This window comes from Planococcus sp. MSAK28401 (assembly GCF_018283455.1).
GTDB lineage: Bacteria > Bacillota > Bacilli > Bacillales_A > Planococcaceae > Planococcus > Planococcus alpniumensis.
In genome coordinates this window covers 1567563-1591850 of the sequence record NZ_JAAMTH010000001.1, presented here as the reverse complement: position 1 = coordinate 1591850, position 24288 = coordinate 1567563, and the positions used below count along the sequence as shown (strand labels likewise).

Annotated in this window: 23 protein-coding genes; 5 read left to right on the top strand and 18 right to left on the bottom strand. The window is 49.2% G+C overall.

Annotated features, from left to right (window positions below):
• Positions 1–60: 60 nt before the first annotated feature.
• The 3 genes from sodA to G3255_RS08060 form a co-directional block, all read right to left on the bottom strand.
• Entirely contained in the window at positions 61–669 is a 609-nt protein-coding gene (gene sodA, locus G3255_RS08070; RefSeq protein ID WP_211654007.1) for a superoxide dismutase SodA, read from the bottom strand.
• A 117-nt stretch (positions 670–786) separates the two neighbouring features.
• On the bottom strand, positions 787–1269 hold the full coding sequence (locus G3255_RS08065; protein ID WP_211654006.1) for a DUF456 domain-containing protein: 483 nt from the start codon (positions 1267–1269) through the stop codon (positions 787–789).
• Positions 1270–1354: 85 nt separating this feature from the next.
• Positions 1355–2986 carry a Na/Pi cotransporter family protein gene (locus G3255_RS08060; protein ID WP_211654005.1) on the bottom strand — a complete coding sequence of 544 codons (1632 nt, stop codon included), beginning with the start codon at positions 2984–2986 and terminating at the stop codon, positions 1355–1357.
• Between the two features lie 169 nt (positions 2987–3155).
• On the opposite strand from G3255_RS08060, the gene G3255_RS08055 reads away from it, so the two are divergent.
• The 3 genes from G3255_RS08055 to G3255_RS08045 all read left to right on the top strand — a co-directional run bounded on the left by G3255_RS08055 (position 3156) and on the right by G3255_RS08045 (position 5575).
• Complete coding sequence (locus G3255_RS08055; RefSeq protein ID WP_211654004.1) at positions 3156–3671, top strand: DUF1189 family protein; 516 nt, start codon at positions 3156–3158, stop codon at positions 3669–3671.
• Between the two features lie 176 nt (positions 3672–3847).
• Complete coding sequence (ispG, locus tag G3255_RS08050; RefSeq protein ID WP_058380911.1) at positions 3848–4975, top strand: flavodoxin-dependent (E)-4-hydroxy-3-methylbut-2-enyl-diphosphate synthase; 1128 nt, start codon at positions 3848–3850, stop codon at positions 4973–4975.
• A gap of 12 nt (positions 4976–4987) precedes the next feature.
• Entirely contained in the window at positions 4988–5575 is a 588-nt protein-coding gene (locus tag G3255_RS08045; protein WP_211654003.1) for a hypothetical protein, read from the top strand.
• 111 nt (positions 5576–5686) lie between these two features.
• Here G3255_RS08045 and G3255_RS08040 read toward each other — a convergent pair whose 3' ends face one another.
• The 5 genes from G3255_RS08040 to G3255_RS08020 all read right to left on the bottom strand — a co-directional run bounded on the left by G3255_RS08040 (position 5687) and on the right by G3255_RS08020 (position 10180).
• Complete coding sequence (locus G3255_RS08040; RefSeq protein ID WP_121299997.1) at positions 5687–6097, bottom strand: Fur family transcriptional regulator; 411 nt, start codon at positions 6095–6097, stop codon at positions 5687–5689.
• Positions 6094–6948, bottom strand: coding sequence for a metal ABC transporter permease (locus G3255_RS08035; protein WP_058380914.1), 855 nt, complete (start codon positions 6946–6948; stop codon positions 6094–6096). Before G3255_RS08035 ends, G3255_RS08040 begins: the two co-directional genes overlap by 4 nt.
• Positions 6941–7714 (bottom strand): metal ABC transporter ATP-binding protein, encoded by a 774-nt coding sequence (locus tag G3255_RS08030; protein WP_211654002.1) that lies wholly within the window; start codon positions 7712–7714, stop codon positions 6941–6943. Before G3255_RS08030 ends, G3255_RS08035 begins: the two co-directional genes overlap by 8 nt.
• A gap of 255 nt (positions 7715–7969) precedes the next feature.
• The gene (locus tag G3255_RS08025; protein ID WP_211654001.1) at positions 7970–8872 is read right to left on the bottom strand and encodes a deoxyribonuclease IV; all 903 of its coding nucleotides are present in this window, start codon (positions 8870–8872) and stop codon (positions 7970–7972) included.
• A gap of 12 nt (positions 8873–8884) precedes the next feature.
• Positions 8885–10180 carry a DEAD/DEAH box helicase gene (locus tag G3255_RS08020; protein WP_211654000.1) on the bottom strand — a complete coding sequence of 432 codons (1296 nt, stop codon included), beginning with the start codon at positions 10178–10180 and terminating at the stop codon, positions 8885–8887.
• 131 nt (positions 10181–10311) lie between these two features.
• Here G3255_RS08020 and G3255_RS08015 point away from each other — a divergent pair, with 131 nt between their 5' ends.
• Positions 10312–11292, top strand: coding sequence for a 4-hydroxy-3-methylbut-2-enyl diphosphate reductase (locus G3255_RS08015; protein ID WP_058380918.1), 981 nt, complete (start codon positions 10312–10314; stop codon positions 11290–11292).
• A 386-nt stretch (positions 11293–11678) separates the two neighbouring features.
• On the opposite strand, the gene G3255_RS08010 is transcribed toward G3255_RS08015, so the two are convergent.
• The 9 genes from G3255_RS08010 to ccpN form a co-directional block, all read right to left on the bottom strand.
• A protein-coding gene (locus G3255_RS08010) for an IS1182 family transposase (protein ID WP_249222087.1) occupies positions 11679–13042 on the bottom strand; the annotation gives its coding sequence in 2 pieces (ribosomal slippage) (positions 11679–12472 and positions 12472–13042; 1365 coding nt in all).
• A gap of 259 nt (positions 13043–13301) precedes the next feature.
• On the bottom strand, positions 13302–14414 hold the full coding sequence (locus G3255_RS08005; RefSeq protein WP_211653999.1) for a Nif3-like dinuclear metal center hexameric protein: 1113 nt from the start codon (positions 14412–14414) through the stop codon (positions 13302–13304).
• The gene (locus G3255_RS08000) at positions 14401–15114 is read right to left on the bottom strand and encodes a tRNA (adenine(22)-N(1))-methyltransferase (RefSeq protein ID WP_211653998.1); all 714 of its coding nucleotides are present in this window, start codon (positions 15112–15114) and stop codon (positions 14401–14403) included. The genes G3255_RS08005 and G3255_RS08000 overlap by 14 nt, the downstream gene beginning before the upstream one ends.
• A 59-nt stretch (positions 15115–15173) precedes the next feature.
• Positions 15174–15566, bottom strand: coding sequence for a cytochrome c550 (cccA, locus tag G3255_RS07995; RefSeq protein ID WP_211653997.1), 393 nt, complete (start codon positions 15564–15566; stop codon positions 15174–15176).
• A gap of 191 nt (positions 15567–15757) precedes the next feature.
• Positions 15758–16897, bottom strand: coding sequence for an acyl-CoA dehydrogenase (locus G3255_RS07990; protein WP_211653996.1), 1140 nt, complete (start codon positions 16895–16897; stop codon positions 15758–15760).
• A 209-nt stretch (positions 16898–17106) separates the two neighbouring features.
• A complete protein-coding gene (gene rpoD, locus G3255_RS07985; protein WP_058380923.1) occupies positions 17107–18261 on the bottom strand; it encodes an RNA polymerase sigma factor RpoD in 1155 nt (384 codons plus the stop codon).
• A gap of 33 nt (positions 18262–18294) precedes the next feature.
• The gene (gene dnaG / locus G3255_RS07980; RefSeq protein WP_211653995.1) at positions 18295–20100 is read right to left on the bottom strand and encodes a DNA primase; all 1806 of its coding nucleotides are present in this window, start codon (positions 20098–20100) and stop codon (positions 18295–18297) included.
• Positions 20101–20324: 224 nt separating this feature from the next.
• Positions 20325–21134 carry a pyruvate, water dikinase regulatory protein gene (locus tag G3255_RS07975; protein WP_058380925.1) on the bottom strand — a complete coding sequence of 270 codons (810 nt, stop codon included), beginning with the start codon at positions 21132–21134 and terminating at the stop codon, positions 20325–20327.
• Between the two features lie 10 nt (positions 21135–21144).
• Positions 21145–21783, bottom strand: a complete 639-nt coding sequence (gene ccpN / locus G3255_RS07970) for a transcriptional regulator CcpN (RefSeq protein WP_101190223.1) — start codon at positions 21781–21783, stop codon at positions 21145–21147.
• Between the two features lie 312 nt (positions 21784–22095).
• Here ccpN and G3255_RS07965 point away from each other — a divergent pair, with 312 nt between their 5' ends.
• Positions 22096–23472, top strand: coding sequence for a glycine--tRNA ligase (locus G3255_RS07965; protein WP_211653994.1), 1377 nt, complete (start codon positions 22096–22098; stop codon positions 23470–23472).
• A gap of 21 nt (positions 23473–23493) precedes the next feature.
• Here the strand turns inward: G3255_RS07965 and recO are convergent, their stop codons facing one another.
• Positions 23494–24279, bottom strand: coding sequence for a DNA repair protein RecO (recO, locus tag G3255_RS07960; RefSeq protein ID WP_211653993.1), 786 nt, complete (start codon positions 24277–24279; stop codon positions 23494–23496).
• Positions 24280–24288 lie beyond the last annotated feature (9 nt).

Genomic DNA, 24288 nt, shown 5'->3' with positions numbered 1-24288 from the left:
TAAAAAAACACACACTTTTTCAGACGAAAAAGTGTGTGTCCAGGTTTCAATATTTAACAATTATTTAGCAGCTTCGTAGCGCTCGGAAACTTCATCCCAGTTTACAACATTCCAAAATGCTGCCAAATAGTCCGGGCGGCGGTTCTGATATTTCAAGTAGTATGCGTGTTCCCAAACGTCCACTCCAAGAATCGGCGTTTTGCCTTCAGAAAGTGGAGAATCCTGGTTTGGTGTTGAAGTGACTTCAAGCTCGCCGTTGGAAACGACTAGCCAAGCCCAGCCAGAACCGAAACGTGTTTTGCCAGCAGCTTCGAATTTTTCTTTGAACTCGTCAAAGCTTCCGAATTTGCTGTTGATTGCGTCAGCTACTGCGCCAGTTGGCTGTCCTCCGCCATTTGGGGAAAGAAGCTGCCAGAATAGCGAGTGGTTCGCGTGGCCGCCGCCGTTATTGCGGACAGCTGTGCGGATATCTTCCGGCACTGCGTTCAAGTCAGAAACCAATTCTTCGATTGATTTTGAAGAAAGATCGTCATGACCTTCCAAGGCCGCATTTACGTTTGTTACGTACGTGTTGTGGTGTTTCGTGTGGTGAATGTTCATTGTTTCTTTGTCGATGTGCGGTTCTAGCGCATCGTACGCGTATGGTAGTTCCGGTAGTTCGTATGCCATGATTAAATTCCTCCTTGAGTCTATTGTTCTACTTTGTTAGCGTATCAAAATTTTCAGACCGATACAAATATAAAGCATATTGGCATATACTTTTCAGACCTTAGTCGGAGAAGGCAGTCAAATCACCCAGAAGAACAAGCCGACCATCACGGCCTGTATGATGCCTTTGGTCAATGCAGAGGTGATAAAACCGACCACCGAGCCGATTCCCGAGCGGATCGACTTTTTGATCGATGATTTGTTGACGAGCATCTCTGCAATGATGGCGCCGAGGAACGGGCCGATGAGAATGCCGGCAAACGGGATAATGAATGGGCCGAAGATCAATCCGACCGTACTGCCCACTAAACCTGCTTTTGAACCGCCGAATTTTTTCACGCCAACTGCATTGGCCAATAAGTCTGCCCCGAACAGCAGTAGGACAAATAAGATCTCGATGAGCCAGAACCACCACGGCAAATCAGCAAAACTGAAAAACAGGCCATAAATGATAAATCCGCCGAAAATGAACAGCGACGCTGGGATGACCGGGTACACTAGTCCGATGAAACCGATGGCAAAAAACACAAGCACAAAAACCCAGCCGACAATTTCGAGCATCTCGAACCCTCCTTTTCCGATATAAAAACTCCCTTTCATCGTGCCCTACATTTCAGAAAATGTAAAGGATGAAAGGGAGTATGGATCAAGTGCGGTTGCCGAGAATGGCTTCCGCGATATTGACGGAGTGATCGCCGATCCGCTCCAAGTTGCTGACGATATCGACAAAGACGATTCCCGCTTGTGCGGAACATGCGCCTTCGTTTAGGCGAAGGATATGTTTCTTACGGAATTTGCGTTCCATTTTGTCGATCAGGTCTTCCTGCTCTGCCACTTCACGCGCTAGCTCGTGGCTTGTCGTGTCGAGTGCATCCAGTGATTTCGAAACCGTGGCAATGGTCAATGTGAACATTTCGTCCAAGTCTTCCATCGCTTCGCCGGTCAATTTCACCTTATTGGCTTCCTGGTAATCGATCAATTCGATGATGTTCTCGAAATGGTCGCCGATCCGTTCAATATCACGGACCGTTTCCATCAGCATCGTGTGGCGGGTGGAATCTGCCGCTGAAATCGACTCTGCAGAAATGAGCACCAAGTAATCGGTGATTTTACCATCCAGGTTATTGATGGCATCTTCCAGTTGGTAGCCCATTTCAGCATTTTTTTTGCTTTTCGTTTTCAAATATTCATACGTTTCTTCCAATCCTTGCACAGAATATTTACCCATGCGCAAGACTTCTTCTTTCGCTTGGCCAAGAGCGATTGATGGCGATTGCTCGATGAAATTCAAGTCCAGGTGCTTCGGCTTGAATTCGATCAGCACTTCGTCGCCAGGGATCACTTTTGTCACAAGATATGCCCAAGCGCCAATTAACGGGAATTGGATCAGGGTGTTTACAATGTTAAACGTTCCGTGCGCAAAAGCAATCTGCATTTTCGCTTCCAGATTCAAAACGCCGGTAATCCATTCGACATATGCTGTAAACGGCACGAGCAAGATAAGGAAAATAATGGAACCGATGACGTTGAACAAGACATGGACAGCTGCTGCACGGCGCGCGGCAATGGATGTACCGAGTGCAGCGAGCACAGCTGTCACGGTCGTCCCGATATTGTCACCGAATAGAACCGGCAATGCGGCATCAAGCGTAACTAAGTTCTCTGCATAGAGACCTTGGAGGATGGCGATCGTCCCGCTGGAGCTTTGGACGATGAAAGTGAAGATTGTTCCGGCTGCGACGCCGAGAATCGGGAATTCACTCAAATTGACCGTCATGTCGATGAAAGCCGGCAATTCACGCAGCGGCTTCATTGCCCCGCTCATCGTTTCCATCCCGAAGAACAATCCACCAAAACCGAAAATGACTTGACCGATATTTTGGATTTGATTTTTCTTGATGAAGAAAATCAAGAATGCACCAACCGCCATGATTGGCAATGCGTAGGCACCGACGTCCAGGCCGATGATGAATGCTGTTACGGTCGTTCCGATATTCGCACCCATGATGACGCCGATTGCTTGTCTCAGCGTCATGAAGCCTGCGCTTACAAGGCCAACGACGATAACAGTCGTCCCTGAGCTCGACTGGATCAGAATCGTTACTACGATACCGACCAAGACACCCATGAACGGATTGGTCGTAAAACGGTCCAAAATGTCCCGCAGTTTATCGCCCGCAGCTTTCTGCAAAGCGTCACCCATATACTTGATTGAGAATAGGAAAATACCGAGTCCCCCAAAGAAGGTAAACAGCAATTCCTGCCAATTCATTTCCACGATTCACATTCAACTCCTAAATATAACGTAATCACACCTCACCTATTATGAAGACTTCGCTAAGTAAATGTAAATACCTTTAGTGAAAATTTACAAACCCGTAACATAAGCCGATTTTTTCCGTTTCAGTCATGATAATATTACACTACACACGGAAAGGAAGATTGCTGTGAATCTCTACCAACTATTGAAAGCAAGCTTTATGGAACCGAAAAAAAGGGCAGCGGTCCGCATTATGCCAATCGGCCGCATCATGAAATTCGTTTTCTGGTTTATCGCCCTGCTTTCGCTTATCTCTTTCGCTGAGTTCGTGCTTGGCATCGGCTCAAGCTCATCGGAACTAGAAGGCCTGCTGCAATTCATAGAAGAAATCGAATGGCTGCTTTACCCGTTTGCGCTCGTTTTTTTGTTCGTTTCAACGACACTTTATCATTTTATCAAAATCAGCGTGTTTGCGGCATTCGGCTATGGCTTTCTCGCCTGGCTCAAGCGGCGCGGGGAATACCGGCATATGTGGCGCACAGCGGCACTCGCCGTTACGGTGCCGACTATCGCTGCGTATGTGGCGAGCTTTTGGGTCAATAGCCTATGGGTTTCGCTGTTAACGAGTTTATGGACACTGTTCCTTCTATATAGTGCAGCGCGTTTCTACCCGAAAGCCCCTCCAGCAAAAAAACCGAGCTAATATTGCAAAGCTGTAAAGAATCTGTAAGGAACAGCCGTCTTTCTTGTCTTTTCAAACGAGACACTGCTAAAATGGCTATAGGCAAGAGAAATAGACCCACACATAAATTTTGTGCAAGGGTAAGCTGAGTAATCGTCCGGTTTACCGGAAACTCACAAAAAGGAGAGATTTTTAACATGAGCGAAATGACTCACCGTTCAAAAACACGCCCCGTCAAAGTCGGCGATATAACGATTGGCGGCAGCAATGAACTATTCATACAAAGTATGGCGACAACGAAAACACACGATGTAGAAGCAACGGTAGCGGAGATTCTCCGTCTCGAAGAAGCCGGATGCCAAGTCGTCCGTGTCGCTTGTCCTGATGAGCGGGCAGCTTATGCTATCGGCGAGATCAAGAAACGCATCAATATCCCGCTCGTTGTCGATATTCATTTCGACTACAAACTGGCTTTGATCGCCATCGAGCAAGGTGCCGATAAAATCCGCATCAACCCAGGCAATATCGGCCGCCGCGAAAAAGTTGAAGCGGTCGTCAATGCAGCGAAAGCGAAAGGCATCCCGATCCGCATCGGCGTAAACGCCGGTTCGCTCGAACGCAAAATCCTCGAGAAATACGGCTATCCGACAGCGGACGGCATGGTGGAATCAGCATTGCACCATATCAAGATCCTGGAAGACCTTGATTTCCATGACATCATCGTCTCGCTCAAAGCATCCGACGTGAGCCTTGCTGTGGAAGCATACGAAAAAGCGTCGAAAGCATTCGACTACCCACTCCACCTCGGCATCACGGAATCCGGCACATTGTTCTCCGGAACCGTGAAAAGTTCTGCAGGGCTTGGGGCATTGCTTGCAAAAGGCATCGGCAATACACTCCGCGTTTCCTTGAGTGCAGACCCTGTCGAAGAAGTCAAAGTGGCTCGTGAACTATTGAAAGTCTTCGGCTTGTCTTCCAACGCAGCGACGCTCATCTCATGCCCGACTTGTGGACGCATCGAGATCGACTTGATTTCCATCGCGAACGAAGTGGAAGAATACATCTCCCACATCAAAGCACCGCTTAAAGTCGCTGTTCTCGGCTGTGCCGTCAACGGCCCGGGTGAAGCACGCGAAGCCGATATCGGCATCGCTGGCGCACGCGGTGAAGGCCTCTTGTTCATGCACGGGAAAACAGTCCGTAAAGTGCCTGAAGAAACCATGGTCGAAGAATTGAAGATCGAGATCGATAAATTAGCTGAAGAATACTTCGCCAAACAAGCGGAAGAGAAAAAACAAAAGGAACTGGAACAACAACAAGCGTAAGGTTGTGATCATATGTACCGATTTGGCATTGATATCGATGGCACCGTCACCTGCCCCACTTCGCTGATTCCCCATATCAATGAAGCATTCGGCAGCGAGCTGACCATCGAAGATATCCGGGAATACGACCTGACAGCGGCTTTGCCGCAGCTCGATAAAAAAGAGTTCTACTCCTGGTTCAAAAAGCACGAACCGAAAATTTACGCGGCGTCCCCGATTTCGAAGGACGCCAAGCAAATTATCAATAACTGGAAAGACCAATACGAACTGTATTTCATCTCCGCACGCGGAGACAATGTTCGAAACGTCACGTTCGATTGGTTCGAACAGCATGCAATTGCCTACGACCATATCGAATTGATCGGCACGCATAAAAAAATCAGCACCGCCAAAGCGCATAATGTCGATTTGTTCTTCGAAGACAAACACGACAATGCGGTAGAGATTTCCGAGGAACTGGACATTCCGGTCATTTTGTTCGACACCCCTTACAACCGTGAGCCGGTGCCGAATAAAGTATTCCGCGTCTATGATTGGCTCGAAGCCGATCAATGGGTGAAAAAAGAGTTCGGCATCCAACAGGAAATGCTCAAGCGGTAAACGAAGAGCGCAAGTCAGACTTGCGCTCTTTTTTTATTTGTCCGTTTCTATTGTGAGTAGATAAAAAGGGCCTGGCAGCATTAGCTGTCAGGCCCTTTTCAGTACTAGCGTTTATTTACAGTCCGGGCATTTCCCGTAGATTTCGAATTTATGGTTGTCGATTTCATAGGCCGGCAATGCCGCACCCAATAAGTCCATCGGGCATAGCGGAATTTCCTTGATCTTGCCGCAGTCCATGCAAATGAAATGATGATGGTGATGGTCGCTTTCGCAATGCATGCGGAAATGCTTTTCGCCGGACAACTCGGTCGCCTCCAAAATATCAAGTGACACAAATGTTGCCAAGTTGCGGTAGACAGTATCGTAGCTCATGCTTGGATAATCTTTTTGCATGACATCCAATATATCACGTGCGGTCAGATAACGTTCGTCCCCTTCGAAAATTTCCAGAATCTGATTGCGTTTTGTCGTTTCCTTAAAACCGTTTTCTTTCAGGATGCCCCACGCTTTCGTTAAGTTCATGCGGCTGCCCCCCTTTTCTTAGATAACGAGATTTTTCGATAAGCCAGAATGACCAGCAAAATAGCAATGGATGTGACGACGATCGTGCCGCCTGGCGCCAAATCAAAGTAAAAGGCAGCGACCAGCCCGGTCAGGACCGATATTTCACCGAACAGGATTGATAACCAGATGGTTTGCTTGAAGCTTTTGGCGACGCGCATGGCCGTCGCCACCGGAATGGTCATTAATGATGATACGAGAAGAATGCCGACGATGCGCATTGAACCGGCAATGACTAAGGCCGTGACGATCATGAACAGAAAGTGGATCCATTTTGCCGGCAGGCCGGATGCCCGTGCGTATTCATCATCGAAGGACAGGACAAACAATTCCTTGAAGAAAATACGTATAAACGCCAGCACGATCACGGCGATTCCTGCGACGATAAATAAATCCTGGCGGCTGACGGCTGACACCGTGCCGAAGAGGTAGCCAAACAAATCGCTCGAAAATCCTTCTGCCAGGGAAATAAAAATGGCGCCGAAGCCGATGCCTGCGGAAAGAATGATCGGGATGGCCAGTTCTTCGTAATGCTTATAGACGCTGCGCAGCCGTTCGATGAGCATCGAGCCCATCACCGACGAGGCAATCCCGAGGTACAACGGGTTCAATAGCGCGAGCGCCCCGACACTTTGGCTTAGATAAAGGCTTCCGGCAATGCCGGCAAGCGTCACATGGCTCAGCGCGTCTGCGATCAGCGACAGCCGACGGACGACGATGAAGACGCCGAGCAGCGGCGCGATGACGCCGATGATCAAGCCGGATGCGAATGCGTTTTGCAGGAATTCATAAGACAGTATGGCGTCAAGCATGCGTATGGCTTCCTTCTGTATGATGGATTTTCCGGACGGAATGGCCATACCACGCTTCGCGCTTCTCATCGCTCATCATATGCAATTGGTCTTTAAAGCCGTGGAAATGGATAGTTTGGTTCAAGCAGGCGACGTGCGAGATGCGGTCGGTTACCGTATCGACGTCATGCGTCACAAGCACCAGTGTAATATTACGTTCCCGGTTGAGCGCGGCGAGCATGTCGTAGAACGCCTGGACGTTCTGGACATCGATGCCGACTGTCGGCTCATCAAGTATCAGCACTTTAGGCTTAGCGACAAGTGCGCGCGCGATAAAGACGCGCTGCTGCTGGCCGCCGGAAAGTTCACTGATGCTGCGGTTTTTAAAGGCTTTCATGCCCACTGCATCGAGCGATTCTTCGACTTGCTGGGCTGTGTTTTTTGGCAACTTATGGAATAGGCCGGCTTTTTTCGCCAGGCCCCCTACCACCACTTCCTGCACAGTAGCCGGAAAAGCCGAGTTGAACGAATTCGATTTCTGCGATACATAGCCGATCCATTCGCGGTGTTTAAACTGCTTTGAATCAATGCCGAACAATTCCACGCTGCCTTCGGAAGGCCGGATGAGCCCGAGCATGATTTTCAATAAAGTCGATTTCCCCGATCCGTTCGGGCCGAGTATCGCCAGGAAATCGCCTTCCTCCACTTTCATTGAAATACGGTCCAGTGCTTTTGTTTGTTCATATTCATAGCTGACTTCTTTAATGTTGATTAATGGCGCTGCCATAGGGACGCCCCTTTTCCAATAAGAATGATTACGATTTACTATAAAAAGTATAGAGCAGTTGAATGCTCCTGTAAACCGTTTGGGCTTTAAAATAACGCTGTTGGAAGTCGGGACAGCTAATTGCAAATCGTAAAGGCCCATTGTTCATTATCTTATGTAGCTTTTTCCGATTTAGGCTGCCCCTGCTTTCAAATAGAAAAAAGGCTGTTCGAAATGCCATGTTTCATGACTTTTCGGAACAGCCTTGCCCTATAGTTATTGCGATTCGATCGGCAATTTCATCTTCTCGATGTCATCAGGCGCAAAGCTACCGTTTTTGAACATCTCGATTTCATACGCATAAGGTGCTTTTTTCTTTTTCGCATCCAGCCCGACATACGGTGTCTCGAGTATTTTCGGCACATGCATCAATTGTTTATGGTGGACAATCGAATTGAGTGCATCAAAACCGATTTCGCCGAAGCCGATATTTTCGTGGCGGTCTTTTCCTGCCCCGCGCACGTTCTTGCTGTCGTTGATGTGCAGCACTTGCAAACGGTCGATTCCGATGATGCGGTCGAATTCCGCCAGCACCCCGTCAAAATCTTCCTTGATGTCATAACCGGCATCGTGTACGTGGCATGTATCGAAGCAGACCGACAAACGTTCGTTATGTGTCACGCCGTTGATGATCGCTGCCAGTTCCTCGAAATTACGCCCGATTTCACTGCCTTTTCCAGCCATCGTCTCAAGGGCGATATTGACCGGAAAATCCTGCGTTAGCACTTCGTTCAAGCCTTCGATGATTTTCTGCGTTCCGGCTTCTACTCCCGCGCCGACATGTGCACCGGGATGCAACACGATTTGTTCCGCCCCAAGCGCTGCGGTGCGTTCGATTTCCGACTGCAGGAATTCAACACCGAGTTCGAATGTTGCCGGTTTGGTCGTGTTGGCAATATTGATGATATAAGGCGCGTGAACAATGATATTCGACAGGCCATGTTCAGCCATATGCGCCCGTCCCGCTTCGATATTCAGTTCTTCGATCGGTTTACGGCGCGTGTTTTGCGGTGCGCCCGTATAGATCATGAAAGTCGTAGAGCCGTAGGAAGCGGCTTCCTCGCTCGCGCCGAGAAGCATCTTCTTGCCGCTCATCGAGACATGCGATCCTAATAGCATTTACAAAACCCCTTATTTTTTGCGGTTTTTGCGTCGTTCCGCTTTTTTGATTTCGTCCATTTTCCATTTCATTTTCTTCTTGTACATCGGTTTGACGCTCTTCGGTTTGTGGACCATCGATTTCGCCTTAGTATCGGCTTCGTTCTCCGTGCGTACACGTTTTTTACGGCCATGGCGTTCTTTCATGTCGGCAAATTCGCCTTTGACGATGTCTTTTTGCTGGAATGGGATGCCCATCTTCTCGACACGGACAATTGCATCCTCGTCTTCCGGGCTGAATAAAGTGATCGCGACGCCTTTGAGGCCCGCTCGTGCCGTTCGCCCGACGCGGTGGATGAAGAATTCCAGGTCTTCCGGCAATTCGTAGTTGATGACATGGCTGACGCCTTGGATATCGATTCCGCGTGCGGCAAGGTCTGTCGCTACGATGTATTGATACTCCAAGTCGCGTACTTGCTTCATCATCTTGACGCGTTCGCGCGGCGCCAAGTCACCGTGGATCTTCCCTACGCGGATGCCGCTTTTCGATAATTCTTCTGCAACATAATCGGCATTGGTACGCGTATTGACGAAGATAATCGCGAGATAAGGATTGATGATTTTCATTATTTCCTGCAAACGCTCGACTTTTTTCTTGCTGCGCACCGGCACCAAGTAAAAGTCCAGGCCTTCAGCCGTGGGGCGTTTGTCGCCGATTTTGATATGAGCCGGGGAGGCCATGTATTTCTTCAAGAATGGCTTGAGTTTCTCTGGAATCGTTGCAGAGAAAACATACATTTCCAGGTCGTCGCGCATTTTCCCGGCGACTTGATCAATTTCCTCGATAAAGCCCATGTCGAATGCCAAATCGGCTTCATCGACGACCAGGATCTTAGCGGTATGGACGAGCAACGCATTTTCGTTGACGAGGTCTTTCAAGCGTCCTGGCGTACCGATAACGATATGGGGCTGGGTTTTCAATTTATTGATTGAACGCTGTTTATCCGTTCCGCCGATGAACGATTTCACTTCGATGCCGGAATCGCCAATCAGTTTTTGGATTTCGTTGAAGATTTGCGTCCCGAGTTCACGCGTCGGGGCAGCGATTACCGCTTGGACTTCCTGTTTCGACACATCTATGCGTTCGACGATCGGGATGATAAAGCTATGGGTCTTGCCTGTACCTGTATGGGACTGGCCAATGGCACTGTTTCCACTCATGATTTGTGGAATCATTTCCTTTTGGATCGCTGTCGGTTCTGTGAAACCGAGTTTTTCGACCGCTTCAAGCAAAAATGGCTTGAGACGGTATTCGTTGAATTTTGTCATGGGATATAGTTCCCTCCTTAAGCTCTAGCTATTATAGCATAAAATGGCTCTTCTTAGCGATGCATCTTTTGTAAAGAGACGGCGTCTCCGTTATAATGAAATCATGATGTTGAAAGGAGTGCGGTTTGATAATGAAAGTAAAAAAGATATCGCCAAGAGGCTATTGCTACGGGGTAGTGGATGCCATGGTCATCGCGAAAAATGCAGCCATGGATGAAACATTGCCGCGCCCGATTTATATACTCGGCATGATTGTCCACAATAAACATGTGACGGATGCATTTGAACAAGATGGCATCATCACTCTTGACGGCACCAACCGCCTAGAAATTTTGGAGAAGGTTGAAACTGGCACCGTCATTTTCACAGCACACGGCGTTTCCCCGCAAGTGCGTGAACTTGCCCGCAGAAAAGGGCTCGTTTCGATCGACGCCACATGCCCGGATGTCACCGTGACGCATGACTTAATCCGTGAGAAGACTGCGGAAGGCTATCATATCATCTACATCGGCAAGAGCGGACACCCGGAACCAGAAGGTGCAATCGGCGTTGCTCCAGACCTCGTCCACTTGGTTGAAAAGCTCGAAGACGTCAATGCCCTTGAGCTGAATGAAGATAAGATCATCATCACCAACCAAACGACGATGAGCCAATGGGATGTCGTCCATTTGATGGAACGCTTGAAAGAACGTTTCCCGCAGGCAGAAGTTCACAAAGAGATCTGTCTTGCCACACAAGTTCGCCAGGAAGCGGTCGCTGAGCAAGCTGGGGATACCGACTTGCTATTGGTCATCGGAGACCCGATGAGCAACAACTCCAACCGCTTGGCACAAGTGTCACAAGATATCGCAGGCACGCCCGCTTACCGCATCTCTGATTTGTCTGAATTGAAATTGGAATGGCTGGAAGGCATCGAAACGGTCGCCTTGACCGCTGGTGCATCGACGCCTACTCCAATCGTCAAAGAAGTGATGAAGTTCTTGGATCAATACGATCCGGAAGATCCGGAAACGCACACACTCGAGCGTTCTGTCCCACTTAATAAAATCTTGCCGAAGATCAAGCATCCGAAACCATCGGACCGCATCGAACCGTATCCGGTAAATGAATAAAACCTAAAAAAGAGGCCCTGAACGGTGCCTCTTTTTTCAGAGTGCTGAAGAAGTCTGTAATCTTCTATAAATGAAAAGAGTGTAACACTATTTCACAATTAAAAATCAACGAATTATCTCAGTATTTGGAGAAGCGTTCGCTCGACTCCTGTGGGATTAGCGGGTTTGAGAGACCCCGCAGACCGCGATAGCGGGTGAGGAGGCTCGATTCCCGCCCCACGGAAAGCGAGCGATAAGCTTCGGAAAATACGACTTTTTAACTTTCTCGACAGCCTGAAAAAAGAGGCCCTGAATGGGGCCTCTTTTTTCACAGAGTGTTGAGAAACCCATTTTATATTTGGCTGATTATTGTCGTGTCAGAAATATATCGGTTTCCAGTTGATTTTTTAGGCCCTCTTGCTAAGCAAGAGGGCCATTTTCTTGATGTTCTGCGTCGCAGCCGTCAGATACGCCTGTTCTTGGACAGACCGATGCCCGCGTCGCCTTGCGTATCGAAAACCATGCAGTTCTTTCGCATCGGCAAAACTACGTTCAATGGTTTGGCTACGCAGACGGTACAGTTTTTTTCCACTGATTGTGTTGGTTTGGTCGCGGACCTGTCTCTTGTAAGATTCCCAAATATGCCGAGTGACGGTCCGCTGTGTCGCGTTCGCAGAAAAACAGTCGGAGCGCAATGGACAGTTCATACAATCTTGCCTCCGGCTTTTATAGTGACGATACCCAGACCGATCCGTTGTGGCATACGCGAGTTTACATCCCATTGGACATGCATAGGCATCCATCGATTCCACATACGTAAATCGACCTTTGGGGATCCCGGTATTTCGGCTCTTGAATCGACGATAGCCCATCACCACAAAGATACCGGCTTTCTGAAGTGTCATACAAATATGCCCCGTGAAATACCCGGCATCGAGTGCAATGGCTTCGACAGGGAACGAAAATCGGTTGGTTTGGTGTTTCAGTCGCTCTAGATAAGGGTCCGTATCATGGACGTTGCCAGGTGTGATAAAGGTGTCGGTGATGAAATTGTACTTGGCATCCACCGTTCGGTGGTCGAGGTAGAAGAAACCTTGTGGCTTGTGGTCCCGCATTAAGAAGCCACTATCAGGATCCGTTTTACTGACCCGCGTCAACGACGCTTTTTTGTGCAACGTCGGGCGGGTGGCTTTCGGCTTTAAGGCTTTTTTCCATGGGCCGCCCGGTCTTGTTGGACCGCTCGTTCGAGTTCACCAAGATAGCGAACGACCTTTTCAGTCTTCGCTACACGCAAAAATTTATTTTTATTGGCGTTTGCTTTTACGTGTGTCGAGTCGGATAACAGGACACGCCCGCTCACAAAGCCTTCAGCTTGGGCTTGGCGAACGGTCTCATCAAAGATTTCCTCAAAGACCGACGTATCTTCAAAGCGGCCTTTGCGATTAAAGCTAATCGTTGAATGGTCCGGCACTCGGTCCACCAACGAATAGCCCAAAAACCATCGATACGCGATGTTCGCTTGAATTTCTTTTTCCAATTGACGCTCGGAACGAATGCCATACAGGTAGCCGAGAAATAACATTTTGAACAACGTTACTGGGGCAATGGACGGGCGTCCATTATCCGTACAGTAATAAGGCGTCGTAATCCGTTCAATGAAGGAGAAATCGATTAACTCGTCAACGGTCCGAAGGAAGTGGTCACGTGGCACTAGCTCATCAATGGACACCGTGGTTTGGTCATGACGATGATTTTGAACAGAACCCAGCATGGTTCGCTCACTCCTTTTCTTTTTGTCAGTATACGCCGGTTCGCGGGAATTGAGTAGTCAAAAAATCGCCAGTGAAGCGGAAGACGGCGACTCCTGCGGGAACAGCGCGAGCCGAAGACCCTGCAGGAGCGCGAGCGACGAAGCGGCTGAGGCCGTGCCCGCGGAAAGCGTCCGGCTGGAGCGAAACGCAAAAAAGCTGCCGAGGTTTCTCGACAGCCTGTGAAAAAAGAGGCCCTGAATGGGGCCTCTTTTTTCATGTTCACTTTAAGCGAAACGGCTCGGTATTCACTTCAGACGCCAGGAATTCACATTTCCAGTTAGCGCCTTTTTCCGTCATATGGTCTACGACTCCCTGGATCATCACTTTCTCGACATGATGCCCAGGGTCGATCACCGGCAAGCCAATTGCTTGTGCATCTTGTGCGACGTGGAAATACAGATCACCCGTTACGTAGACATCCGCTCCGGCGCGTTTTGCCTGCTGGATGTATTTATTGCCGTCGCCGCCAAGCACCGCAACTTTTTTGATCGTTTCTTCGCCAGTGCCGACGACACGGACAAACGGTACATCCAAACTCTTTTTCACATGCTCCGCAAACGCATCCAAGTGCATCTCTTCTTTCAAGCGCCCGATGCGGCCAAGCCCCATCGGCAGCTCTTTATTTTCCAAGGTGAACACGTCATATGCCGGCTCCTCATAAGGATGGGCTGCGATCATCGCGCGGATCACCCGGTCTTTTTCGGCTTTCCTGACAACGACTTCAATTTTCGATTCCGCTGTCTCTTCCATTTTCCCTGCTTCCCCAATATACGGATCGGCTGAAGCATTCGGCCGGAAGCGCCCGGTGCCAGACAAGGTATAGCTGCAATACTCATAATCGCCGATTGCTCCGGCACCCGCTTCGCCGAACGCTTTTCGCACTTGGTCTTCATGGCTTTCAGGCACGAATACCGCGATCTTCACGAGCTCCGCTTCGTATGTTTTCACCAATACTTCCGTGTCGCTTAATCCGAGTGCATCCGACAACAAGTCATTGACGCCGCCCCACGCAACATCGAGATTGGTGTGTGCAGCATATACGGCAATATCGTTTTTGATCAATTTTTCCATCAATTGACCTTGAGGAAAATCCGTCTGGAGATTTTTCAAGGGCCTGAAAATCGGTGGATGGTGTGCGATGATGAGGCCAGCGCCTTTTTCAATCGCTTCATCCACTACCGCATCATCAACATCGAGCGTCACCAATACGCGTTCAATCTTTTTATTCAAGGTACCAACGTGCAGCCCGATCGGATCCCCTTCCATCGCCAAATATTTCGGCGACCATTTCTCGAACTGTTCGATAATCTGTTGCCCGTTAGGAATTTTCATCCGCGAACACCTCTTCCATCAATGCGATTTTTTCGAGCAATTGCTCTTTTTTCGTACGAATGTCTTCGGTTTGTTGTGTGTTCTCCAAGCGCTCGGCGATGGCTTTCCATTGTGTCGCTTCGCGTTGCCACTTTTCCTTGAAAATTTCGGTTTGCTGTTTTAATAGCTCCGGGCCGAATAGCAACTCTTTCGCATCTAGCTGCACTTCTTCAGCAGTCGGCTCCAGCACGAGGATCTCATAGATCTTGTCTTTTTCCTTCAAGATCTCTTCTGCGACAATGTGCCAGCCGTTTTGGACTGCCCATTGCCGTATCGCTTGGGCGTGGACGTTCGGCTGCAAGATCAAGCGCTCCACGCCTTCGAGCCGGCCTTTTCCTTCTTCCAGGATGGACGCAATCAGCGAACCGCCCATGCCGGCGATGGTCACCGCCGTAATCCCGTCTGCCGGCTCGATCGCTTCAAGCCCAGGGGCGAGCCGGACCGTAATTTTGTCTTCAAGCCCTTCTGCGCGTACTTGCTTTTTCGCCGATTCATAAGGGCCTTTGACGATCTCTCCGGCAACCGCACGGCTGGCGATGCCGTGATGGAGAAGGTGGCAGGGCAAATAAGCGTGATCGGAGCCGATATCCGCCACGACCGCACCTGCTTGCACATATTCTGCCACTTTCATTAATCGAACTGATAATTGCTGCGCGTTCATAAAGTTCCTCCTAATTGACAAAAAACCCTTAGCTCTTGAAGAACTAAGGGTTTTTGATGCTATTCGAGTGAAAGTACCCACTCAGCCATTGCTGAAACGTTCTCTTCAGGCACAAGACCTGGAGGCATTGTTCCTTTACCATTGATCAAAATTTCTTCAATTTCTTCTTGACCAAGCTCTGTAGCCACTAATGATGGGCCGACTCCGCCTTCATAGCTTGAACCGTGGCAAGAAACACAGCTTGCTTCTGCTGTAGCTGCTGGGTCGAAGTCGCCGCTTGCCGCTTCTTCTCCGCCTTCACCTTCAGCTGCTTCTTCTCCGCCGCCTTCTTCTGCCGCATGTTCTTCAGCAATTTCAGCTTCGTTGCCGACTCCTTCCAATGACAGGAAGAAAATCAGGCCAATACCAAAAGCCATGATTAAGATATAAGGTACAATTGCATTCTTTTGCATCCGTAACCCTCCTTCTACTGTGTTCTGCTTGATGATAGTATAAGTATCATTCATTATTGTACTGTATTATCCAGTAAACGAAAAGCCATAACGAATAATAATTGCCGTATTGTGACAAAATCGGTAAATTCGAAGGATTCAGTTGACGGCACTCATCAAGCAGGTAAAGCTTCACAGTTTTGATGATTCAATCAGCAACCGACAAGCCGTGAAATAACCATGCGCTGCACTTCGGATGTTCCTTCGCCGATCTCCAGAAGCTTGGCGTCGCGCATATAGCGTTCGACTTCGTATTCCTTCATATAGCCGTAGCCGCCATGGATCTGGATAGCTTCATCAGCCACTTCCATCGCCATCTCGGAAGCATATAATTTAGCCATGGACGCTTCTTTTGTGAACGGGCGCCCTTGGTCTTTCAGCCATGCCGCTTTATAGACCATATTGCGGGCGAGTTCGATCTTCATCGCCATATCCGCGAGCTTGAATTGTGTCACTTGGAATTCTGACAAAGTTTTGCCGAACTGCTTGCGTTCTTTGGCATAAGCGAGTGCTTTATTGAACGCGCCTTGCGCGATCCCGACGGCCATCGCTGCGATGCCGATGCGCCCGCCATCAAGCGTCACCAGGAATTGCTTGAAACCTTCACCGCGTTTGCCAAGCAGGTTTTCTTTCGGTACGCGGACATTTTCCAGTACCAATTCAGTCGTGTTCGATGCATTCAAGCCCATTTTCTCGTAATTATCGATGATGGTAAAGCCTTCTGCATCCGTCGGCACGATGATGGCACTGATTTCTTTTTTACCGTCATTCATGCCGGTGATGGCGGTAATCGCCAAATGCTTCGCATGGCTAGCGTTTGTGATATATACTTTCGATCCATTGATCACCCAGTCGTCGCCGTCTTCCACTGCGCGGGTTTCTGTTCCCCCGGCATCCGATCCGGCATTCGGCTCAGTCAGCCCGAACGCGCCAAACGATTCTCCCGAACAAATCGGCGTCAAATATTTCTGTTTCTGCTCTTCTGTCCCGAACAAGCTGAGCGGTGCGCCGCCAAGCGAAATATGGGCAGAATATGTGATGCCTGTTGATGCACAGACACGGCTCAATTCTTCTGTGACGATGGCAAAACTTGTCGAATCCGCTCCAGCCCCGCCATAAGCTTCATCAAACGGCAATCCCATCATCCCCATGTCGGACAGCTGCTTAAAGGCTTCTTTCGGAAATTCTTTCGTGCGGTCGCGGTCGACGGCACCGGGAGCGACCACTTTATCGGCAAACTCCCGCATCGTTTTCTTGATCATTTGCTGTTCTTGTGTCAAATCGAAATTCATATCTTACATCCCCTTTGCTGTGAATACGCTTACAATATTCATTATATAGCTAAAATTCCGACACAAGCAAGGCATAACGGAAAGTTATTCCAATATGTCGTCGCGCATGCGAAATGCGTGCTTTTCTACGAATGGTTAAACCGCTTGATCGCCTTCGTGGAACGCAAAAAAATCCTTCCAGGCTTTTGGCCTGGAAGGATTTATTCCGTTTACTCCAAGAAATCTTTCAAGCGCTTGCTGCGCGATGGATGGCGCAGTTTGCGAAGTGCTTTCGCTTCGATTTGGCGGATGCGCTCGCGCGTCACGCCGAATACTTTGCCGACTTCTTCGAGTGTCCGCGTGCGGCCGTCATCCAAGCCGAAACGCAGGCGCAAAACATTTTCTTCTCTGTCGGTCAATGTGTCGAGCACATCTTCCAACTGCTCTTTCAGTAATTCATAAGCAGCATGGTCAGATGGCGACTGTGCATCGGAATCTTCGATAAAATCTCCCAAATGCGAATCGTCTTCTTCACCAATCGGTGTTTCAAGCGATACCGGCTCTTGGGCGATCTTCAGGATTTCACGTACTTTCTCAGGCAACAGGTCCATCTCTTCGCCGATTTCTTCCGGCGAAGGCTCGCGTCCAAGGTCTTGCAATAATTGGCGCTGTACGCGGATCAGTTTATTGATCGTTTCAACCATATGGACCGGGATGCGGATGGTCCGCGCCTGGTCGGCGATGGCGCGCGTAATGGCTTGGCGAATCCACCACGTGGCGTAGGTGCTGAATTTAAAGCCTTTCGAGTAGTCGAATTTCTCGACTGCTTTGATAAGCCCCATATTCCCTTCCTGGATCAAGTCCAGGAACAGCATGCCGCGGCCTACATAGCGTTTCGCAATCGAGACGACGAGACGCAAGTTGGCTTCTGCGAGGCGTTTTTTCGCTTCCTCATCGCCTTGTTCAATGAGTTTCGCAAGGCGCACTTCTTCTTCGGCCTTCAATAGGTCGACGCGCCCGATTTCTTTCAAATACATGCGGACCGGGTCGTTGATCTTGACGCCTGGCGGAACGCTCAAGTCGTTCAAGTCGAACTTCTCTTCCGTCGGCTTCATAAGACGGTCCAAATGCTCTTCATCGTCGCTCTTGCGTTCAAGTTCGATGCCGTGCCCTTCCAATTGATCAATGAATTCCTCTACTTGGTCCGATTCCATTTCAAAAATAGCCAATTTATCGGCAATCTGTTCGTAGTTCAATTCTCCGGTTTTTTTCCCTTGTTCGATCAATTGCTTTTTCGCGTCTTCTACACTTGCTTCCGGGCCTTCAGCAGGCAACGGGATGCTGTTTGTTACGACTTCTGTTTGGCGTTCAGATTTCTCAGCCATACAACTTCCTCCTTTAGAAAAAACCGGAATAATCTACAATGATTTCCGTAAAGCAATCACTTCTTGTGCTAGAAGCAAAGCGCGCTTCAAATCATGCTGTTTTTCCGCTTCTTTTGATTGCTGGATTTTTAAATTGATTTGTTGCTCGATGCGATGCTTGTTCAAATGCTTCAGGCAATCTTCGATCTCTTCTTCCGGATGTTCGGGATCTCTCTCGGCCAAGGCCGTCTCCATCACTAACTTCCGGAGTTCCTGATCTGTCAGGGTTTCCAAAAACTTATGGAAATCCGCCTTTTCCCATTCCTCGTAAAAACCGAGCAGCTGGACGTAAAGCGCCTGGTATTCTTCACTGATGAACGGGATGGTTTCCACTTCACGGGCAAGCTTGTCCATCACGGCCGGGTCTGCAAGCGCATGTGCGAACAGCAAGCGTTCTGCGCGGTGCAGCGACGTAATTTTCTTCTGCTCCCTTTTCGGGGCTGCCTGGACCGATTCAGCGGCTTTTGGACGACTGCGTTCGATGCTGCGTGTTTCTAAGCGCCTGTACTGCTGCAATATGGCTTCTTCTGAAAGCTTTGTTTCGGCCGACAGCTGCTTAATATACAAATCCCTTTCAACAGGTGAGGATTTACCGGCCAATAATTGGAGCACCTCTTGGATATATTGAAGGAGATCGTTTTCATATTGAAAGTTCTTATGGCGGCGCGCATGCATCATCGCGAATGCGATAAAGGTTTGCGGCTTTTCGATGACGTTCTCCCGAAAAGCATCGGCGCCGTTTTGGCGGACATAGTCATCGGGGTCCATGCCATTCGGCAGCACCGCAATCCCGACTTTGAAATTCGCTTCCTCAAGCGGCACCGCCGCTCGTTTGGCCGCTTCCCATCCGGCATCATCACCATCAAAGCAAACGACCACTTCCTGCGCAAAACGCTTCATTTGGCGGATATGCTGTGAGGTTAGCGATGTACCCATGGTCGCGAGCGCATTGTCGATGCCAGCCTTTCCGGCAGCAATGACATCCATGAATCCTTCAAACAGGACAATTTTCCGGTTTTTCCGGATGGCCCCGCGTGCCAGATGAACATTATAGAGAACTTGGCTTTTTTGGAAAATCGGTGATTCTGGGCTGTTCATGTATTTCGCTTCCTGCTTCGACTGCTCAAGCACCCTTCCCGAAAACGCAATGGCCTTGCCGTTTTCGTTCATGATCGGAAACATGATCCTGCCGCGGAAACGGTCGAACCAGCCATCGGATTTCTCACGCTTGATGGCCAGCCCGCTCGCCTCCAATTGTTCATCATCGTAGCCTTTTCTGCGAAGGGCGACTTCCATATAGTTCCATTCAGGAAGCGCCCAGCCGATCCGGTATTTTTCGATGATTTCCTGGGTGAATCCCCGATTCTCCAAATAATCAAGAGCTGCTTGCCCTTCTTCTGTATTCAGCAAAATGTGATGATACATATCTGCAGCGAATTCATGCATCAAAATGAGCGGATCGTCATTTCTTGCCTGGGCCGCCCCTTTGCCTTCGCCTGGCTGGACATCGATTTCAATCCCTGAACGCTCGCCGAGTTTGGCCAGCGCTTCCTGGAAGCTGATGTTTTCGATATCCATCAAGAATGTGATGGCGTTGCCGCCAGCCCCACAGCCGAAGCAATGGAAAATCTGCTTATCGGCTGTCACAGAAAAGGACGGTGTACTTTCCCCGTGGAAAGGGCAAAGGCCAAACCAATTGCGGCCTCTTTTCGTCAATTGGACATATTCGCCCACGACGTCCACAATATCCGCTTTGGAACGGATTTCTTCGATCACTTCTTCAGGAATTCGATTGGACACCTTATCACCATCTTTATTTGCTTACTTTACTTTATTCGTTGAAACCCACTAAAATCCTTCAAATTTCGACAAAAAGATGGGAAAGCTTATCATGTTGTTAGTAAGCTTTAGCCACAATTCTTCATTATAAAACGTTTTTTTGTAAAAATCCATAGAAAGGCGTAGAAAAACGGTCTTTCTATTATACAAGCATAAGAAAAACCGCCCTGATAGGCGGAATCCTCTTATTGTTTCTGCAGTTTTCCGAGAATTAAATTCGCAGTTTCCTCAACGGCGCGGTTGGTGACATCTAGCGTCTCACAGCCGATGCGGTCGACCACTTTGCGGAAATGGACAATTTCTTCATGGATGCGGTCCAATTTTGCATAATTGGCATCATCGTTCAAACCGAGCGCAATCAAACGCTCTTTGCGGATATTGTTCAACTTCTCCGGGGAAATGACCAAACCGAAACATTTTTTTGGATCCACGTCGAACAGCTCATCCGGCGGGTCCACTTCAGGCACTAACGGCACATTGGCAACTTTCAGCCGTTTATGGGCCAAATACTGCGATAATGGGGTTTTCGATGTTCTAGACACCCCCACCAAGACGATATCCGCAAGCAAGATGCCGCGTGGGTCGCGCCCATCGTCGTATTTGACAGCAAATTCGATCGCTTCGACTTTCTTGAAATAATCGTCATCGAGCTTGCGCACCAGCCCGGCTTCGCCGATCGGCGCAGAATGCAGTTCCTCTTCCAGCGCATCGAGCAATGGCCCCATCAAATCGATCGCTTTGATGCCGTTGCGCGCCGTTTCACGTTCAACGAAATGGCGCAGCTCTTTCGATACAAGCGTATAGACGATCACTGCCCGCTGCCCTTCCGCCAGTTTGATGATCTCCTGCAAATGTTCAATAGAATCAATATACGGGAACCGCTTTAAGACGGCATTCTGTTCTGTGTTCAAGTATTGGCTAATGGCCGCTTTCGCGACAAGCTCTCCTGTTTCGCCCACGGAATCGGAGACGATAAAAACACGCAATAAACTCATATTCTGCACCTCACAGTTCGTGGTTTTCCGAAAGGGATAAAAACGCCCGGGTAATATTGGTCTTTGTCAGCCTGCCGACGACCTTATACCCTTCCGGTTGTTCTTCGACGACCGGCAATGCGTCGATTTGCTGGTTGATCAGCCGGTTCGCAGCCTGTATGAGTGAATCATTGCGCAAACAATAAGTGATATTCGGCATGCGCGTCATAATGATATGTACAGGAATGGCGTTCAAGTCCTGATTGCCGAGGCTGGTACGCAATAAATCTTTGCGCGACAGGACACCTGCGAGGCAGGATTTTTTATCCACAACAAAAAGCGTCCCGACGTCATCCAGAAACATCTGGCTGATGGCGTCGTATACGCTGACATCCTCCCTGACTACGACAGGGATCGACTGAAAATCCTTCACTTTCATATTGTTCATCGTATCGGTAATATCCTGGCCCGGTTTCTTGCCCGAATAAAAATAACCGACACGCGGCCTGGCATCTAAAAAGCCTGCCATCGTCAAAATTGCCAGATCCGGCCGGAGCGTTGCACGCGTCAAATTCAGACGGTCTGCGATTTGCTCGCCTGTAATGGGGCCATTTCCTTTGACGATCTGTAAAATTTCCTCTTGCCGCTTATTGAGTTCGATTGGACTCACCGCCTCAAATTCAAATATGTTATACTCAATACCAATTATTATATACTATTACATGCCATATTGCGAAGAAAAGATTGCCATGATACAATAATCGGGAATCAAATAATGGCAATGATGGATCAATAAGTACCGCACGTCAAGCGAGCAGGGATGGTGAAAGCCTGCAATCTGCGGGAAACGGCAATCTGGAGCCATAGCTAATGCGAGCGGGCTGGACTTTCAGCCAATCGAGGTGGAACCGCGGGTAACGTACTCGTCCTCGGACATTTGTCCGTGGCGTGTGCGATTTTTTTATTTTATGGAGGTAATAAGATGTCAATGGAAAAAGTAGTATCATTAGCCAAACACCGGGGATTCGTCTTCCCGGGCTCTGAAATTTATGGCGGGCTCGCCAACACGTGGGATTATGGCCCACTCGGCGTCGAGCTGAAAAACAATATCAAAAAAGCATGGTGGAAGAAATTCGTCCAGGAATCCGTCCACAACGTCGGATTGGATGCTGCCATCCTGATGAACCCAAAAACATGGGAAGCATCCGGCCACCTCGGCAACTTCAACGACCCGATGATCGATTGCAAAGCCTGCAAATCGCGTCACCGTGCCGACAAGCTGATCGAAAATGCATTGGATGAAAAAGGCATCGAACTGATCGTTGACGGCTTGTCGTTCGAGCGCATGAAGGAATTGATCGACGAACATGAAATCACGTGCCCGACTTGCGGCAAAGCTGACTTCACTGAAATCCGCCAGTTCAATTTGATGTTCAAGACTTTCCAAGGCGTTACTGAATCATCGACCAACGAAGTGTATTTGCGCCCGGAAACGGCACAAGGAATCTTCGTCAACTATAAAAATGTCCAGCGCTCCATGCGCAAGAAAATGCCTTTTGGGATTGCCCAGATTGGCAAAAGCTTCCGCAACGAAATCACACCGGGGAACTTCACTTTCCGTACGCGTGAATTCGAACAGATGGAGCTTGAGTTCTTCTGCAAACCAGGCGAAGACCTTGAATGGTATGCCTACTGGCGCGATTTCTGTAAAAACTGGCTGCTCGAGCTGAACATGGGCGAAGACAATATGCGTTTGCGTGAGCACGACGCCGATGAGTTGTCCCATTACTCGAACGCCACTGTCGACATCGAATACAAATTCCCGTTCGGCTGGGGCGAACTATGGGGCATCGCTGACCGCACCGATTTCGATTTGAAGCGCCACATGGAATATTCCGGCGAAGATTTCAATTACATCGACCCACAGACAAACGAACGCTACGTACCGTATTGCATCGAACCATCACTTGGTGCAGACCGCGTGACACTCGCTTTCCTTGTGGATGCATTCCAGGAAGAAAGCTTGGACAATGATGATACGCGCACTGTGCTGAAATTCCATCCGGCACTTGCGCCATACAAAGCAGCGGTATTGCCTTTGTCGAAAAAACTTTCTGAAGGCGCGACGGAAGTATTCGCGGACCTTGCGAAGCATTTCATGGTCGATTACGACGAATCTCAGTCCATCGGGAAACGCTACCGCCGCCAGGATGAAATCGGCACGCCATTCTGCATCACTTACGATTTCGATTCAGTCGAAGACGGTGAAGTAACCGTTCGCCACCGCGATTCCATGGAACAAGTCCGCATGCCGATCAAAGACGTGCAAGCGTATATCGAACAGCATATCCAATTCTAATCAAAAAAAGACATCCCAAGGCTAATCGCCTTCAGGGATGTCTTTTTTAGGTTCCGGGAAAAATTCCGGCGTCCGTTCGAGCTGCTCGAGAAACGAACGCGACTTCAGCCGGATGCCCGCCTGTTCTTCGTAGATTGTCCGGACGATTTGCTTGAGCAAGGTTTTCGACTCTTTTTTCAAGGTCAATGCCCCGACCCGCTCGATCGGCACGAAATAAAACGTGCGGATCAATTTCACGAGCGCTGGGCTCAAGCGGATAATGTAGCGGTCGAGATGGAAACAGCGATGGCATAAAAAGCCGAGTTCCTGGAACGAGAAGGCGAATTCCCCTTCTGTCGCTCCGCAATTGGCGCATTCATGCAATGTAGGCGTCAGCCCCGCCACACGCAGCATTTTCCACTCGACAAACAAGGTGATCGCTTCCGGGTCATAGCCGTCCGCAATCGCATGCAGCGCCTGATACAGCATGTCGTAGATGGCCGGCTGCGGTTCGTCTTGCTCCGTGAGCCGGTCAATCAGTTCTGTAACATAGCTCGCGTAGGCGGTAGCCATGATGTCCTCGCGGATATGGCGCAGCGATTCCAATTGGTCACCTGCCTGCAACGTGCCCATACCGCGGCCTTTGTAGATTGAAAAGACGCCGTGCGTAAAAGGCTGGGTAATCGCTGCTAGGCGGCTTGCGGGCTTCTTGGCCCCGCGCGCCATGCATGTGATCTTCCCTGCTTCTTTTGTAAACAAAGTGACGATTTTATTGTTTTCCCCATAGGGACGTGTACGGATAACAATGGCTTCGAGTTGGTTCTGCATGAGCCAGGC